Here is a 15,667-nt window from a genome sequence, read left to right as displayed (position 1 = left end):
GTCAGATTCCCCCATGTCCAAAGATTCCTGTGGACACGCCACATGAATTATGGCATATATGTGGTCATCCCAGAGGAGACTGCACGATGTCGGAACCGGAACGTTTGGAACTGCTGCAAGGGACGCTGGACCTGATGGTCCTGCAGACGCTGCTGGCGCTGGGGCGGCTGCACGGATACGGCATTGCGCGGCGCATCGAGCAGGTGAGCGGCGACTCCATCCTATTGAATCAAGGGACGATCTACGCATCGCTGGTGCGGCTGGAACAGCGCGGCTGGATCAGTTCAGAGTGGGGCGAATCCGACAACAAGCGGAAGGCGAAGTTCTACGCGATCAGTGAAGACGGGCGCAAACAGTTGGCCAGTGAGACGCACAACTGGCAGCGGCTGTCGGATGTGATGGAGAAGCTGTTTGCGCTGAAGGGGGGTGGCCCGGCATGAGGAAGCTGCTGCTGGCGAAACTGCGGGCGCTGTGGGGCAAGCGCCGCCTGGACGCTGAATTTGACGAGGAACTGGCCGCTCACCTGGCGATGTTGACGGACGAATACCGGGCGAGGGGGCTGAGTGAGCGGGACGCGCGGCGGGCGGCGCGGCTGAAGCTGGGCGGCGTCGACTCGTTGAAAGAAGAGAACCAGGACCAGCGGGGCTGGCCGCTGCTGGAGTCGGCGTGGCAGGACATCCTGTATGCCCTGCGGGGCTGGCGGCGGAATCCGGTCTTCGCGGCGGCGGCGATTGGGACGCTGGCATTGGGCATTGGGGCGAACAGCAGCGTCTTTACCTTCCTGAACACAGTAATGCTGCGTGGCCAGGCGGACGTGGACGGCCGGGGTTTTGTCCAGTTTTATCCGCAGAAGCTGGTGGCGGCGCCGAACGGGCAGTGGGCGCAGGAGGGCGATCGCGGGGTCTCGTATGACGAATTCCTGGCGTTTCAGAGCCAGGCGCCGTCGCTGTACCAACTGGCGGGCTGGAGCGAGTGGCGTCCGGCCTATGAAGCCAGCGACACGACCGCCAATCCGACGCGCGTGAAACTCGTCTCGTGCGACGCCATGAGCGTGGTGGGGGTACGGCAGCCGCTGTTGGGGCGTTGGTTCACGCAGGATGAGTGCGCGCCGGCGGGCGACGGCTCTGTCGCGCTGATCGGGGAACGGCGGTGGCGGGAGACTTTTCGCGCCGATACCGGCGTGCTGGGCCAGAAGGTGCGGCTGGAGGGGCGGACACTGACCGTCATCGGCGTGCTGCCGGAGTCCTTCGACAACCGCGCCATGGGTGCGGCGGATTTCGTCGCTCCGCTGTCGTTCCAGCGCCTGTTGGGCGCGGACGCGGGGCTGTTCCACACCACACGGTGGCTGGAAGTGACGGGCCGGCTGAAGCCGGGGGCGAACCTGCGGCAGCTGCATGAGGAGTTGAATGCGGTGGCGCGGCAGTTCGATACACAGAATCCGCGCGAGTCGATGGATGTACTGGTGACGAACGGATCGATGGTACAGCGGCCGTTCCTGCGTCCCAAGCTGATGCTGATCCTGCCGCTGCTGCAGGCGGCGATGGGCCTGGTGCTGCTGATTGCGTGCTCGAACGTGGCCTCGCTGCTGCTGTCGCGGGCGGCGGTGCGGCAGCGGGAGGTGGCGGTGCGGTTGAGCCTGGGGGCGGGCCGCGGGCGGCTGCTGCGGCAACTCTTCACAGAGAGCGTGCTGCTGGCGGCGGGCGCGGGGGCCTTGAGCCTGTGGCTGGCGCTGCGAGTGCCGCCGTTGCTGGCGATCATCATTCCCGCTCCGCAGAGGCCGATACTGGCGCCGGAGTTCCACCTGGATCTGAGAATCCTGGCCTATACGGCGGCGGCGGCGCTGCTGGCCGGACTATTGGCGGGGATGGCGCCCGCTTTCGAATCCGTGAAGCTGGACATCTATTCGTCGCTGAAGGGCACGGGGTCGGTGTGGTCGGGGCGGCGACGGTTCCGGGGCTGGCTGGTGTCGGTGCAGGTGGCGGCGAGCCTGGTGCTGCTGCTGGGCTCGGGATTGCTGCTGCGCACGGTGGAGTCGGTGCGTGAGATGGGCAGCCAGTTCCGGCCGGATACCCTGATGGTGACGGATCTGTGGTTCCGTACGGAGACGTACGATGCGGCGCGGGCGCTGCGGGCGCAGGACGAGTTGCGAAGACGGGTGGCGGTGCTGCCGGGGGTCCAGGTGGTGTCGTTTTCCGATGGCCTGCCGATGCGCGGGGCTCACCAGCGCGAGATCGTGCTGCCGGATGGCTCGCGCCGGGGCGGCGCAGCGCGGCTGACCGATGGCGGCTACTTTCCGGCGATGGGCCTGCCGCTGCGGTTGGGCCGGACGTTTTCTCCGGCGGAGTTGGAGTGGACCAGCGCCGAGGTGTGGCCGGCGGTGCTGGCGCAGGAGGCGGCGCGGGCGTTCTTCCCGGGAGTGGATCCGCTGGGTAAGCGTCTGGAATTGGAGCAGCCGGGTGGACGGATCCGGGCACAGGTGATCGGCGTGGTGGCCTCCACGGGCCCCATCCCGACAGAGAGCCCGAATGTGGTGTATCTGCCCATGGCGCTGGCGCACGGGCGGGCGTTTCTATTGACCCGGTTCAGTGGCGAGGGGACGGCGTTAGGGCACGCGCTGCAGGAGTTGCGGCTGGGGTATGAGCCGGGCCTGGTGCGGGGGACGCAGACGCTGACGCTGGTCTATGAGGACATGCTCGCCGCAATGAAGCCGTTGGCCGGAGTGGTGGCGGCGATCAGCGGACTGGCGGTGGTGCTGGCGATGGTGGGCATCTACGGAGTGTTGGCCTTTGCAGTCAGCCAGAGGACCCGGGAGTTGGGCATCCGGCTGGCGCTGGGGGCGAAGGCGGGCGAGGTTTCGTCCCTGATGATGAAGGCGGGGTTGAAGCCCGTGGTGGTGGGCCTGCTGGTTGGCCTGCCGTTTGCCGCGGGCCTGGTGAAGATCCTGTCGCGCTTCACGGCGCAGATGGGCGTAGGGGCCTGGGATGGGCGGCTTTACGGTCTGGTCTTGTTGCTGCTGCTGGGCTCGGCTGCGCTCTCGATGGTGGTGCCTTCGATCCGCGCCGGCCGGGTGGATCCCTTACGCGCCTTGCGGGAGGAGTAGGCGCCCATAAAGACCGGCGCGCCTTCGGCCGATAATCAGGGCATGAGGACCATTGCGTTCCTACTCGCCTTGCCGGCGGCCCTGTTGGCGCAGCAGAGCCAGTCGACCACCGCGGTTTATGACATCAATGGACATCGCGTCGACTGGTCGCAGAGCCAGGCCGGCGACGGGCGGACGGCGCAGACGCAGCGCAACCTGAATGGCCGCACGGTTCCGATTGAAAAAGTGGAAGAGAAGGTGATCCGGAACGAGGGCGGCGTGCGCGTGGTGGAGCGTACGGTGAAGCGCTATGACGTGACCGGCAATCCGCTGCCACCGGAAAAAGTGGTGATCGAGACGGAGACGCGCCAGGACGGGACGGCCGTGGAGAAGTCGACGGTGTACCGCGGCGACCTCAACGGCAGTATGCAGCCGGCGGAGCGGACCGTGAGTTCGACCCGCAAATCCGGCAATACGGCGGTGACGGAGACCGACGTGGAGCGCAATACGATCAACGGCGGCTTTGAGCGCGTGGAGCGGCGCGTGGCGCAGGAGACGAAGGAGAAGACCTCCAGCGAGCGCGACGAAACGGTCTACACGAAAGACGCGAACGGCCGGTTCTCGGAGGCCGGCCGTAAGGTGGTCCGATCGAAGACCGAGGGCGGCGTGCAGCAGGAGCAGGTGGACGAGTATGAATCCGCTACCTCGGGCAGTTTGAAGCTGGCGCGGCAGACGGTGGCCCGGGTGACCAAGGCGGCGGACGGTACGGAGAAGCGCGAAGTGGATGTGTTTGGACCGGCGGCGCCCGGCCGTGCGATCCCCGACAGCAGCGCCATGCAATTGCGCGAGAAGCAAGTCTTCACCTCAAAGCAGAGCGGCGACGGCAGCGTAGTGCAGGTGTTCGCTGTGCAGCGCCCTTCCGTGAACAGCACGAAGGAACTGGGCCCGCTGCAGAAGATCAGCGAGACGGTGTGCCAGGGGAAGTGCCAGTAAACTGCGCTTTGTGGTGATGCCAGCCGGTGCGGTGTTTATGCTCCTCCAGCGCGTTGTAGAGGATGGGGCAGATCCACGCATTGCGGACAACGGATGACATCCGGCTGCCCAGAGTCGAGCCGTGCGCATCCACATGCGGGAAGTTGTGGCAGGCGTCCGGACGGGCTTCGTAGATCAGGCAGAGATTGCCATCGAGGAAGACGCACGCGTCGTTTTCCTGGTGCAGCATGAGCCGGTGATCGGCAGGATCCTCTTCGACGTATTCGTGCAGGTCTGTTTCCACGGGGTCGTGGAGGAAGGCAGCGATGCGGGCGATCTCCGCGGCGTTGACGTTGACACGGGTCTGGCGGCAGCAGTTGGCGCAGGCCTGGCAGTCGATGTGGTGTTCGACCTCGACGGCGACGTCGTAGAAGGCCTGGTCAGGGATGTGGTGATGGCGCAGGAAGCGCCGAAACTCAATGTTTTCGGGTTCCTTTGCGTCGGCCAGACTCCGGATTTGCACCAGATCCGTGACCAAGTTTCAGGATACACCTTCAGTCTTTGTGAGCGATGATCTCGAAATTGCTGCCCATGCGGCGCAACGGCGGGAGGGTCAGGATTGCGTTATCGGCCCAGCGGGCGAGGTGATAGCCGGCGGCCCAGCCGGGGAACAGTCCGGCCAGGGGCGAGGATCCGAAGTCGTAGAAATCGAGGTGGACTACCGGGAAGGCGCTCCGGAAGAGTTCGGCTGTGCGGCCGGGATGCAGTTCGCGTTCATCGTCGGTCTGGTAGTGCTCCATGAGTTTGGGCACCAGCAGGCGGCCCACTTTGCCGGAGAGGCGGTTGACACTGGGGTCGAGCGAATAGAACGCCCCGCCGGGCTCCAGCAGTTCATTCAGTTCCCGGGGAAAGCGCTCCAGTGCGGGATCCGGCAGGTGGTGCAGGAAGAAGATGGCGATCACCGCGTCGAACTTGCGGCCGGCCACGGCGTCCGAAGTACCTTCCACGAATTCGACATTGCGGATGCCCTGGCGTTCGGCGTCGGCGCGGCCCTGGCGGATGGCGGCGGGGGAGAGGTCGAGGCAGGTGACATGGCCCGTATGCGGAGCGAGCAGGAGTTCCGTATCGCCGATGCCGCAGCCGATACTGAGGACGCGGGCGTTGGGTTGGATCCGCGTCCGGGTTAAGATGCGCCGCACCATGTTGCGCCGTAGGGCGCGTACGGCTGGACGGGCGAAATGCATCTGGGCGAAGCCGGAGTAGAGCTCCTCGTGATAGCGCAGCTCGCGTTCCAGGACCTGGCGGGTGTCAGGCCCGTTTTCGGGGGCCGCCATGAGATCTTTAGCGATGGCCCAGGAACATCAGCCAGCCGAGGCCGAAGACGGTGGCGGCGAACCAGCCGAACGACGTCAGGCCGTAGTGCAGGCGTTCCTTGTCGGTCTTCTTGGTCACCACGCCCAGCACGGCGCTGGTGAACAGGGCGAAGAGCATGGTGGCTTCGAAATGGGAGAGATTGATCTTGGGCATGCTGCTAGTCCTTGCGTCCCACGGCGATTTCGAAGGCGTCGACAACGGCCAGAACATTGAAGAGTCCGGCGGCGACGAGGAACTTAGTGCCGTAATCGACGGTGTGGCCCGCGATGTCGGGCGCGGAATAGCCGAACATCTTGGCAAGGATGTAGAGCACCCCATTGGAGAGATCGGCCAGGAAACCGCCCACATAGATGATGGTGGTGAGCAGGTCGCCGGTCATGGGCTGGAACATGTAGCCGCGCATCGTGAGTCCCAGCAGGAACATGATGACGGAACAGCCGCAGAGGATCGCGCCGCGATAGGTCTTTTTCAACAGGAAATGGCCGCCGCCCGGCACCAGCCAGGCGACTGCGACAATGGGCAGCCACTTCGTGATCGGCGGCATCGCCGGGTACGGACTCATGACCTTTTCGCTCATAGGTAGTGTCTCTATCAGCCTAACATGACCTCTTTAGTGAACCGGCTGCGTGGCCAGCCAGATGAGCGCTTCCAGCACCCGGGCGCGCTGTAAATCGTTGACAATCAAATACCGGTCACGGCCGTTGGCGGCGGCCTGGAACTTCGTCATGCCCTTGTCGTCCACGGCCACCTGACCGGGTTGGGACAACGTAAAATAGCCGGCATCGGGCCGCAGGGCGGCGAGCACAGCCGTCAGATCCCAGGTTTCCCGGTCGTAGGGAAACTTCATGTAGTTCTTATAGCCGTCGACCACCGGATTCTTCGCGGACCAGGCGAAATCGTTGCTGATGGAGCGGGCCGGAAACTTGATGGTCTGCCCGATCTCGAAGCCGCTCCAGACCGTGGGCGTCGGCCAGCCGGCCACGAGCTTCTTCGCACTGGGCACATCTTCCTTAACGTTGTACTCGGGACCGTGGTTCGTAAAATCTCCGGCCATGAGGGACAGCAGCTTCACTTTCTTCGCGATCAACTCCCGTCCTCCGGGCGAGTCCAGCAGCCTGGCCAGATTCGTGGAGAAGCCGACTTGAATGACGACCACGCTGCCGTCCGGCTGTGCGGCGAGGGTCTGCCTAAGGAGTTCCACCGCGTCCTGGGTCTGATTGCTGAAAGGATAGCGGCCGCCGTCGATGGATTTGCGGAGGTAGTTGCCATCCTCTTTGGTGACGCCGTTCTTCACCATGCCGATGGGGATGGCGGCGCGGCCGTAGAAGGTATTCACCGCGCTCACAAAACGTGGAGCCCAGGGATTGTCTTTGGTGACGGTGACGGCGACCAGGCGGATTTCGCCGCGCGACTCCAGGCTGTGGAGCATGGCCAGCGCCAGCGCGTCGTCGATGTCGTTGCCCATGTCGGTATCGAAGATGACCGGGATGGGGGGAGCCGCGCTCAACGCCAAGGCGGCGGCAAGAAACAGAATGGCGAGCTTACGTTTCATGGTTAATACTCCACATTCAGCAGGCAGAGTCCGGAGGCCGGGACGGCGGGTCCCGATTTGGCCGGATAGCCGGGTTGCAGGCGGGCCAGCAGATCGTCTGCGGTCAGGTTGCCTTTGCCCACCTCGAGCAGCGTGCCCATGATCATGCGGACCATGTGCTTCAAAAAGCCGCTGCCGCGGACACGATACACCAGTTCCCCGCCCTCGCGCCACACGCTGGACGCAAAGATGCGGCGGACCTTGGAGCGGCCGAGTTCGTCTTTCTCGTCGGCGGCGGCGAAGGCCGTGAAGTCGTGCTCGCCTTCCAGCAGCGGAGCGGCGGCGGTGATGGCGGCCTCATTCAAAGGATAAGGATGGTGGAAGACATAGAGGCGGCGCATGGGCGGACAGATCTCCTCGCGCCAGATCCTGTACTCATAAGTCTTCTCCTTCGCCTGAAAGCGGGGATGGAAGGCGGCGGCGGCCTCTTCCACGGCTGTGACCCGAATGGAGCGCGGCAGCAGGCGATTGACCGCCTTGCGCAGGTTGTCGCAGGGGATGGGATTCTCCAGATCGAAGGCAGCGACCTGGGCGAGGGCGTGGACTCCGGCGTCGGTGCGACCACTGCCATGGACGTGTACGGGTGCGCTCTCGATGCCTGTGAGAATCTGTTCCAACCAGCCCTGTATGGTGGGCAGGCCGGGTTGGACCTGCCAGCCGTGGAACTCCGTGCCATCGTAGGCGACGGTGATGCGGATGCGGCGCATGGGCCGGCTCAGGAAGGGCGCGAGCCGGGCTTGACCACGGGCAAACCCTGCTGGCATAGCGGGCATTCGGCCGGATTGTAGGTGGTGACATTCAGCGTGACGAGAGCGGCTCGTGGGACACTGACGTCGGCTTTGCCGCCGCTGCGGTCGATGACGGAGCCGGCCGCCACCACTTCCGCGCCGGCCGCCTTGAGCAGTTCGACTACTTCCAGGGTGCTGCCGCCGGTGGTGATGACGTCTTCGATGACGACGGCCCGTTCACCGGGCTGAAGGGAGAACCCTCTACGGAGAGTCATCTTTCGATCTGTATCGCGTTCCGTGAAGATATGACGGACACCGAAGGCGCGAGCCACTTCGTGGCCGATCATGAGACCGCCCATGGCTGGAGATACAACAACATCCACGGAAGATGTTCCGGTGGCGGCGGTGATGGCCGCGGCCAGTTCCCGGCCGCAGGTCTCGGCGTGATTGGGATGCTGCAGGACCAGGGCGCACTGCAAATATTCGGGGGAGTGTAACCCACTGGTCAGCCGGAAGTGTCCTTTCAAGTACGCGCCGGTCTGGCGGAAGATGTCCAGGAGGGATTCAGAAGAGAGTGCCACTTCGCGAATAGTCTAACATTGGAGCCGCCCGGGTGAGTGTGATTCGTCCCACCATCGCTACAGTCTGTCCGAAAGCGGACACATTTCATCCGCGGGCTAGGGTTTCCGGGGGCGTCCCTGCGCTACCATTGAGTTGATTTTGCAGGAACATCCGCCTCGTCAGCAGCGTTCTAGAGTTTTGACCTAAAAACGCAATAAGCCGAGCATCCATACAAAGCAGGAAGTTCTCAAGATGAATTTGATCCGACCGATTCTCGCCGTGTTCCTCGCGGCGCTCATGATTGCACCGGCCAGCCTGGCTCAGGCTCCGCAGGCGCCGGGAACGCCCGCGTCCTCGGCCGTGAACACCGATTTTTCGACATTCCCGCAGGCCAAGGGCCGGTTCTTTCTCCGCGACTACAAGCAGGCCGATGTCGCACCGATCAACCTGCAGAACTCCAGCCGCCTGGAAGCTCTCATTCGCGGCGGCAAGATCTATCTCGGGCTGGACGATGTGATCGCACTCGCCCTGGAGAACAACCTGGATCTCGAGCTTCAGCGCTATACGCCTCAATTAGCGCAAGCGGATTTACTGCGCGCCCAGGCCGGCGGCTTGTTGCGCGGTGTTCCGACGGCTGTCAGCAGCACCTCCGGCTCCGCCCAGTCGCAGGTAACCGGCGGCGCCACGGGCGGCACGTCGAGCAATACGTCCGGTTCCAGCAGCACGACCTCCAGCGCCGGCGGCGCCGTGATTACGCAGACCGGTACCTCGATCCCAAATCTTGACCCGTCTTTCTACTTCTCCAGCCAGTTCGGCCACCGTTCCTCGCCGCAGTCCAACACGGTGACCACCGGTACGACGGCGTTGATCTCCGACTCTCGCTACTGGAGCGCGGGCTATCAGCAATCGTGGCTCACCGGCACGACCATGAGCTACGGCTGGAACAACACCTGGTTCAAATCGAACAACTACCGCAGCGACATCAACCCCGGCTGGAATCCCAACATGACTCTGCAGATCACGCAGAATCTGTTGCAGGGGTGGGGGCTGGCTGTGAACAACCGCAACATCCGGGTGGCGAAGAACAACATCCGGCTCTCGGACCTGACGTTCAAGCAGCAGGTGATGACCACGGTCGCGGGCATCGTGAACCTCTATTGGGACCTGGTGAGCTATAGCGAGGACCTCAAGGTAAAGAAGAAGGCCCTCGAAGTGGCGCAAAAGTTCTATGAGGACAATAAGAAGCAGGTGGAGATCGGCACCCTGGCGCCGATCGAAATCGTCCGTGCGGAAGCCAACGTCGCCCAGGCCCAGCAGGACCTGACGAATTCGGAGACCTCGCTGCTGCAGCAGGAGACGATCGTGAAGAGTGCGCTCAGCCGCACGGGTGTGGCCAGCCCCAGCCTGTCGGAGGCCCGCATCGTACCCACCGACACGCTGATCCAGCCGACGATCGACCTGACGATCGATCTTAAGCAACTGGTGGACACGGCGCTGAGGGAGCGGCCGGATGTGGCCCAGACCCAGATCAATATCGACAATACGAAGATCGGTTTGAATGGCAGCCGCAACGCGCTGCTGCCCTCCCTGCAAGTGCAGGCCACTGCGACGAACAACGGCTTGGCTGGTCCCGCCAACACAGTGCCCGCCCCGGCAGGGCAGGACCCCGTTGTACACAATGTGGATCCCTTCTTCCAGGGCGGCTACAGCACAGCCCTCTCCCAGTTGTTCCGGCGCAACTTTCCGGACTATTCCATCGCCTTCAGCCTGAACGTGCCCATCCGGAACCGTACGGCCAAAGCCGACTACGTCCGCGATACTCTTTCGCTGCGCCAGCAGGAAATCAACGCCCAGCGGCAGATCAACGACATCCGCGTGAACGTGCAGAATGCGCAGATCGCCGTCATCCAGGCCAAGGCGCGGTACGATTCGGCGGTGAAGGCGCGCGTCCTGCAGCAGCAGACGCTGGACGCGGAGAACAAGAAGTATGCCTTGGGCGCCTCGACGGCGTTCCTGGTGGTCCAGACGCAGCGCGACCTGGCACAGGCGCAGGGCACGGAAGTTTCGGCACTGGCCGGCTACAGCCGTGCGAGAGTACAATTGGATTTGGCGACGGCTCAGATCCTCAACAAGTACAAAGTGGAAGTGAATGAGGCGCGGGCTGGCAAGAGCTCGCGGCCGATTACGACGCCACAGAATTAGACCTCGGCCTACCTCCTCGGGCCTGTCGACGGGGGCCAGTTGCTAGGGAGTCAAGCGATGAGCAATGACTTCCGTGCGACTGGCCCCCGAATTCATGCAATCCACCCTCAGCAGCAGCTCCAGCTTCCGCACCTTTACCCCGGGCTGAATATTACGTTGCCGCAACTCCGCCCGCAGTAGGGGTAGATCTGTCAGGAACTCGCCGGCCGCCTGGGTGGCATTGGCATTGGTGCCCGCGATGAGCAGAATGGGTCCCTTGTTGGCCAGGTTGGGCAGCAGCGCCACCACGGCGTAGGCGATGCCGGCCGCCTGGTTCTGGGCCGTGGGCACATAGGAGGCCGCTTCGCCCGGCCGCGGCGCACGGTTGAGCACAAGCTGGATTCCGCGCGCCACGTCCACGCTGACGTGGAAGTTCAGGTTGTCATTCACCAGTTCCGCCCAAGGGTTGGAAGGGGCGCTGCCCAGCAGGACCATGGCGCGGTCTTCTTTGAAATCATCCACCTGCATGCTGCGGGCGGAACGGACAAAGGAACTGGCTCCGGCGTGGTCCAACAGGATCCCAATCTTCGCAGCGGTGACCGCGCTGGCGACGCTGGTATAGGGCACGCCGCTGAGTGGCAGCATGGCCGGAGCCTGCGCCTTGAGTTCGTACAGCCAGTCGAGACTGGAGTACTCGGCCAAGGTCATCTCGCGATGATTAAAGGACTTATGGAGCGTGAAATTGGCGTCGGTGAGGACGATACCGGTGTCGGTGCGATTGGCCAGCGCCGACCACGGCAGGATGTCGAGACGCGGCGGAGCGGCCACGGTGGAGCGCAGCCGCCAGTTCTGATAGCCCAGAGCCGCGCAAACCGCCAGAAGCGCCGCCAAGGCGATCAGCATGGGGGTATTGCTCGATGCGGGCCGGGTCGCCATGGGGACGGTAGCCGGCACGGCTGAGGCCGCCTCCGCCGGCTCCACAACCCGCTGAAACTCGGGGGCATAGGTACCAGCAGGCAGGACGATCCGGATACTTGAGCCATTGGGCACGCGGGCATAGTAGGCTTGCAGGCGTTTTCGCACGCTATTCGCTGACACACGGACAATGGCGTCCTGTCCGGTATCGTAGGAGGCATCGCGGCCGAAGATCTCGATGCCGATGGTGCGTTCCTTCAGGCGCTCCAGGCCGCCGCTCAGGGCATTCTCGACGAGGTACGCCAGTAACGTGCGGCCGCGCTCGGAGCCGGTGAATTCCTGGCTGTCCAAAACACGGCGCAACTCATCGAACGCTTCCGTGTTGCGCACTCCGGCATCCTGCATCGCGGGATTTGTGGCCGCGGAGGACGGCACGGGGTCGGGAGTGGCCTTATGTGCCATGTTACGCCACAGCAATGCTAACACCTTAACCGTTTTGCAGCAATTGCCGGAGATCGCTATAAGATTCAACAACGTAGCGAGGAGTTAGCAAACCTGTTAATACCACCATTGACCGTACAGTAAGAGCAGAATTGACAGGCGGGCTTTTGGAATGACTCACTTGGCCCGGGTAAACATACGATTGAGTCCATGTTCCTCAAAGGGGTCAGATTTGAAGCTCAGAGCAATCGCAGCCCTTCTTGTCATGCTTATTGCCAGCAGCTTGACGCTTGTAGCGCAAGCCGTAAACGGCACCTTGTTGGGCACCGTAACAGACGCCAGCGGGGCAGCGGTCCCCAACGTCAAAGTCACCCTGACTGAAACCAACACCGGGTCCGCCAGAGTGGCGACCACCAATGACAGCGGCAATTACAACTATCCCGACCTGCCGCCCGGCACCTATAGCGTGACCTGCGAGGTGACGGGCTTCAAGAAAGTCACCCGGACTGGGGTGACGCTCCAGGTGAACACCACGTCGCGTGTCGACCTGGTGCTGCAGCCGGGCAATGTCTCAGAGACGATTGAAGTGTCAGCGCAGGCCGCCCTGTTGCAGACGGAAACGGCGACCACCGGCAGCCAGATGTCGGCGGTGCACACGGAAAACCTGCCGCTGGGCACAAACCGTAACTTCCAGAATCTATTGAACCTCGTACCCGGCACGAGCCGGGCCTCGTTCCAGCACTCGCAGTTCTTCAATGCCGCCAGTTCCCTGCAGACGCAGGTGAACGGGCAGATGCGCATGGGCAACAACTACCAGATCGAGGGCATCGACAATAACGAGCGGACCGGCCTGCTGCAAGTCTATATTCCACCAATCGAAGCCATTCAGAACGTCGATGTGGCCACCAGCAACTTTGACGCGGAACTGGGCCGCGCGGCCGGAGCCGTCACGAACGTCATGCTGAAGTCGGGCACGAATGAACTGCATGGCGCGGCGTACTACTTCATGCGTAACAGCGCGCTGAACGCCCGCAACTTCTTCGATGCCTCGGTAGGCCACCAGGCTTACAACTACTTCGGCGGCAACGCCGGCGGGGCGCTGATCAAGAACAAACTGTTCTACTTTGGCGACTACCTGAGAATCACCGATCACCAGGCGAATACCAACCGCCTGACCATTCCGGCGGCGGATTTGCGCACGGGCGACCTAAGCCGTTCCACCACGCCGATTTACGATCCGGCTACCGGCAACGCCGACGGGACGGGCCGCAGCCTGTTTACCAACAACGTAATTCCCACCAGCCGCATCAACCCGATCTCGGCCAAGATCCTGGGCCTGGTGCCGGCGCCGACCTCCGCGGGCGACACCAACAACTGGTTCGGCCTGCTGCCGTTCACCAAGGACACCGACTCGTTCGACTGGAAGATGGACTACAACAAGTCGGACAAAGACCGGCTCAGTGGGCGCTTCAGCTTCGCCCGGCCCGTGGTCTTCCAGGCTCCGGCGTTCGGCGCGGCCGGCGGCGCGGCCCAGAGCGCCTTCGCCGGCACCGGCATTCAGCGGACCTATAGCGCCGGCCTGAACTATAACAGGGTATTCTCGACAACACTGGTTTCTGAATTCCGCGTGGGTGTGGCCCACTACCGGAACGATGCCCAGAACGCCGACTTCGGCACCAACGCCTCCGAATCGTTGGGGATTCCCGGGGTCAACATCGACGCGTATTCCAGCGGCTTGGTGGGCATCAACCTGAACAACGGATTCTCGAATCCGTTGGTGGGCTACAGCGCCAGTCTCCCCTGGAAGCGTGCCGAAGCCAATATCGACATTGCCAATACCTGGACGAAGACGTTAGGCAACCACACAATCAAATGGGGCGTCGACATTCGGCGCGTCCGCGACGATTTGCTGCAGATGCAGACGTTCAGCCCGCGCGGCGTCTACAACTTCGGCGACGGTCAAACCTCCATTCCGGGCGCCAAGACCAGCTTTATGAACAACATGGCCAGCTTCCTGCTGGACGTGCCGAGTTCCGCCGGGCGCGACCTGGCCACCTACTTCCCGGCCTACCGAGCTTGGCAGTCGTTCTTCTTCGTCCAGGACCGCTGGCTGGTCACCCCCAAGCTGACCGTCAATGTCGGCCTGCGCTGGGAGCTCTATCCCCCGGCCACGCCGCGGTTTAAGGGCGGCTTCTCGAATTACGACCCGTACAAGAACACCTTGTCGGTCGCCGGCTACGGCAGCATCCCGATGAACCTGGGCATCACGAACCACAAGGACTACATCGCGCCACGCCTGGGCATCGCCTACCGTCTGAACGAAAAGACAGTGATCCGCGCTGGCTCCGGCATCAGCTACACGCCGTTCCCGGATAACAGCTACGCCTACAACTACCCGGTGCGCGCCAACAATTCCTTCAACCCGGCCGTGGCCAGCTACGGTCCGGCGATCCTGCCGGACGGTTCCGTCGCCACCTTCCAGAAGGGGTTCCCCGCGCCGATCCAGGTACCCATCCCGGACAGCGGCATCATTACGAACCCCGACAAGAATCAGGCGTATTTCGTAGTGAATCCGGACTACAAGAATCCGCACGTCATCAGCTGGAACTTCGCCGTTCAGCGCCAGTTGCCGATGCAACTCGCGCTCGACATCACGTATGTGGGGAACCACGGCGTGAACACGGGCCTGAACTATAACCTGAACGCCGCTACCGTGGTAGGCCAGGGCAACAATGGCCTGCCGCAGTTTGGACCGTTCGGCCGCACGGCCTCGACCAACCTGCTGTTCGCGGGCTACTCCTCGATGTATAACGCCCTGCAGGTGAAACTGGACCGCCGCTTCCATTCCGGACTGACCATGACGACCGCGTACACATACGGCAAGGGCATGGCGTTCCAGGACGGCGACGACGGGGGCGCGGCGTACTACATCAACTTCCGGCGCAACTATGCCCGCACCAACTGGGATCGCACGCATACGTTCGTCCAGAGCTATGTGTACGAACTACCTATCGGCAAGGGCCATGCGTTTCTGAATTCCGGCTGGGTCGCGCATGGGCTGGGCGGATGGAAGGTCAACGGAATCCTGACGTTGATGTCCGGGTCGCCAGTCAACTTCAGCTACAGTGCCGCGGGCCTTTCGGCTCCAGGCAACAGCCAGTCTCCGAATCAGATCGCACCTATCGAAGTCCTGCACGGGATCAACGTGGGCAACCCCTGGTTCAGCACCGGCAGCTTCGCCGCCCCGGCGACGGGTGTGTTTGGCAACGTGGGCCGGAACAACTTCAGCGGGCCGGGGTTCTTCAACCTGGACTTCTCGCTGTTCAAGTTGTTCTCCATCACAGAGCGGATGGGTTTGGAGATCCGCGCCGAGTCGTTTGGCCTGACGAACACGCCGCAGTTCAACAACCCGAACACCACGCTCGGGAACGCGAACTTCGGCTTCATCACCGGCGCCGGCGGCGGCCGCAACATGCAGTTGGGTGCAAAGCTCACGTTCTAGAACCTCCTTCTTTTAGGACGTGAAACCGGCCCGGATGTCCACACAGCATCCGGGCCGGTTGGCATTTCCGGCGGCCAATCCGGCGAATGGGGGGTGCTGGATTCCGTTTTGAAACTCAATTCCATTTCGGGACGGAGCATCTGGCGTAAGTGCTTGAATTCACGTTGCTGGTTTTTGGTCAGCCGCCTGCAATAGATGAGACTGTGAACCACAGGGCGAACTCAAGAAGCGCGGCTCTCACCTACTTCCCTGAACTGCTACTCCTCTCCTCCCTACCCTGTTCCCCATCGATCCCCGCTTTCCCTTCCGGCCGGCTTCTTGAG

Annotated in this window: 13 protein-coding genes; 5 read left to right on the top strand and 8 right to left on the bottom strand. The window is 62.9% G+C overall.

Annotated elements, in window-relative coordinates:
* Positions 1–86: 86 nt before the first annotated feature.
* Genes ACR9Y2_RS32645 through ACR9Y2_RS32635 form a run of 3 tightly spaced genes read left to right on the top strand, consistent with a single transcriptional unit; the run spans position 87 to position 4,072 of the window.
* Positions 87–440, top strand: coding sequence for a PadR family transcriptional regulator (locus tag ACR9Y2_RS32645; RefSeq protein WP_435046070.1), 354 nt, complete (start codon positions 87–89; stop codon positions 438–440).
* The gene (locus ACR9Y2_RS32640; RefSeq protein ID WP_435046069.1) at positions 437–3,100 is read left to right on the top strand and encodes an ADOP family duplicated permease; all 2,664 of its coding nucleotides are present in this window, start codon (positions 437–439) and stop codon (positions 3,098–3,100) included. Before ACR9Y2_RS32645 ends, ACR9Y2_RS32640 begins: the two co-directional genes overlap by 4 nt.
* Positions 3,101–3,142: 42 nt before the next feature.
* Complete coding sequence (locus tag ACR9Y2_RS32635) at positions 3,143–4,072, top strand: hypothetical protein (protein ID WP_435046068.1); 930 nt, start codon at positions 3,143–3,145, stop codon at positions 4,070–4,072.
* On the opposite strand, the gene ACR9Y2_RS32630 is transcribed toward ACR9Y2_RS32635, so the two are convergent.
* The 7 genes from ACR9Y2_RS32630 to pyrE are packed head-to-tail and all read right to left on the bottom strand — an operon-like array spanning position 4,038 to position 8,325.
* Positions 4,038–4,574, bottom strand: a complete 537-nt coding sequence (locus ACR9Y2_RS32630) for a YkgJ family cysteine cluster protein (protein WP_435046067.1) — start codon at positions 4,572–4,574, stop codon at positions 4,038–4,040. The genes ACR9Y2_RS32635 and ACR9Y2_RS32630 overlap by 35 nt on opposite strands.
* A gap of 31 nt (positions 4,575–4,605) precedes the next feature.
* Positions 4,606–5,385, bottom strand: a complete 780-nt coding sequence (locus ACR9Y2_RS32625) for a class I SAM-dependent methyltransferase (RefSeq protein WP_435046066.1) — start codon at positions 5,383–5,385, stop codon at positions 4,606–4,608.
* Between the two features lie 7 nt (positions 5,386–5,392).
* The gene (locus tag ACR9Y2_RS32620; protein ID WP_435046065.1) at positions 5,393–5,578 is read right to left on the bottom strand and encodes a hypothetical protein; all 186 of its coding nucleotides are present in this window, start codon (positions 5,576–5,578) and stop codon (positions 5,393–5,395) included.
* Positions 5,579–5,582: 4 nt separating this feature from the next.
* Positions 5,583–6,002 (bottom strand): DUF6677 family protein, encoded by a 420-nt coding sequence (locus tag ACR9Y2_RS32615; RefSeq protein WP_435046064.1) that lies wholly within the window; start codon positions 6,000–6,002, stop codon positions 5,583–5,585.
* Between the two features lie 33 nt (positions 6,003–6,035).
* Positions 6,036–6,977: a nucleoside hydrolase gene (locus tag ACR9Y2_RS32610; protein ID WP_435046063.1), complete on the bottom strand. Its 942-nt coding sequence runs from the start codon at positions 6,975–6,977 to the stop codon at positions 6,036–6,038.
* Positions 6,978–6,979: 2 nt separating this feature from the next.
* Entirely contained in the window at positions 6,980–7,723 is a 744-nt protein-coding gene (gene truA / locus ACR9Y2_RS32605; RefSeq protein WP_435046062.1) for a tRNA pseudouridine(38-40) synthase TruA, read from the bottom strand.
* A gap of 8 nt (positions 7,724–7,731) precedes the next feature.
* Positions 7,732–8,325 (bottom strand): orotate phosphoribosyltransferase, encoded by a 594-nt coding sequence (gene pyrE, locus ACR9Y2_RS32600; protein WP_435046061.1) that lies wholly within the window; start codon positions 8,323–8,325, stop codon positions 7,732–7,734.
* Between the two features lie 232 nt (positions 8,326–8,557).
* Here pyrE and ACR9Y2_RS32595 point away from each other — a divergent pair, with 232 nt between their 5' ends.
* On the top strand, positions 8,558–10,507 hold the full coding sequence (locus tag ACR9Y2_RS32595) for a TolC family protein (RefSeq protein WP_435046060.1): 1,950 nt from the start codon (positions 8,558–8,560) through the stop codon (positions 10,505–10,507).
* 42 nt (positions 10,508–10,549) lie between these two features.
* On the opposite strand, the gene ACR9Y2_RS32590 is transcribed toward ACR9Y2_RS32595, so the two are convergent.
* Entirely contained in the window at positions 10,550–11,863 is a 1,314-nt protein-coding gene (locus tag ACR9Y2_RS32590; protein WP_435046059.1) for a hypothetical protein, read from the bottom strand.
* A 244-nt stretch (positions 11,864–12,107) separates the two neighbouring features.
* Here ACR9Y2_RS32590 and ACR9Y2_RS32585 point away from each other — a divergent pair, with 244 nt between their 5' ends.
* Positions 12,108–15,344, top strand: coding sequence for a carboxypeptidase regulatory-like domain-containing protein (locus ACR9Y2_RS32585; RefSeq protein WP_435046058.1), 3,237 nt, complete (start codon positions 12,108–12,110; stop codon positions 15,342–15,344).
* Positions 15,345–15,667 lie beyond the last annotated feature (323 nt).

The sequence above is a fragment of the Paludibaculum fermentans genome, assembly GCF_051172195.1.
Classification (GTDB): Bacteria; Acidobacteriota; Terriglobia; order Bryobacterales; family Bryobacteraceae; genus Paludibaculum; species Paludibaculum fermentans_A.
The sequence above is the reverse complement of the archived record's forward strand: the minus strand, read 5'-3'. Positions and strand labels throughout refer to the sequence as shown.

Bases quoted from the DNA above. Each gene is read 5' to 3' on its own strand.
- ACR9Y2_RS32640 (WP_435046069.1), top strand. From the start codon at position 437: ATGAGGAAGCTGCTGCTGGCGAAACTGCGGGCGCTGTGGGGCAAGCGC.
- ACR9Y2_RS32625 (WP_435046066.1), bottom strand. From the start codon at position 5,385: ATGGCGGCCCCCGAAAACGGGCCTGACACCCGCCAGGTCCTGGAACGC.
- ACR9Y2_RS32635 (WP_435046068.1), top strand. From the start codon at position 3,143: ATGAGGACCATTGCGTTCCTACTCGCCTTGCCGGCGGCCCTGTTGGCG.
- ACR9Y2_RS32590 (WP_435046059.1), bottom strand. From the start codon at position 11,863: ATGGCACATAAGGCCACTCCCGACCCCGTGCCGTCCTCCGCGGCCACA.
- ACR9Y2_RS32620 (WP_435046065.1), bottom strand. From the start codon at position 5,578: ATGCCCAAGATCAATCTCTCCCATTTCGAAGCCACCATGCTCTTCGCC.
- ACR9Y2_RS32585 (WP_435046058.1), top strand. From the start codon at position 12,108: ATGCTTATTGCCAGCAGCTTGACGCTTGTAGCGCAAGCCGTAAACGGC.
- truA (WP_435046062.1), bottom strand. From the start codon at position 7,723: ATGCGCCGCATCCGCATCACCGTCGCCTACGATGGCACGGAGTTCCAC.
- ACR9Y2_RS32615 (WP_435046064.1), bottom strand. From the start codon at position 6,002: ATGAGCGAAAAGGTCATGAGTCCGTACCCGGCGATGCCGCCGATCACG.
- ACR9Y2_RS32645 (WP_435046070.1), top strand. From the start codon at position 87: ATGTCGGAACCGGAACGTTTGGAACTGCTGCAAGGGACGCTGGACCTG.
- ACR9Y2_RS32610 (WP_435046063.1), bottom strand. From the start codon at position 6,977: ATGAAACGTAAGCTCGCCATTCTGTTTCTTGCCGCCGCCTTGGCGTTG.
- ACR9Y2_RS32595 (WP_435046060.1), top strand. From the start codon at position 8,558: ATGAATTTGATCCGACCGATTCTCGCCGTGTTCCTCGCGGCGCTCATG.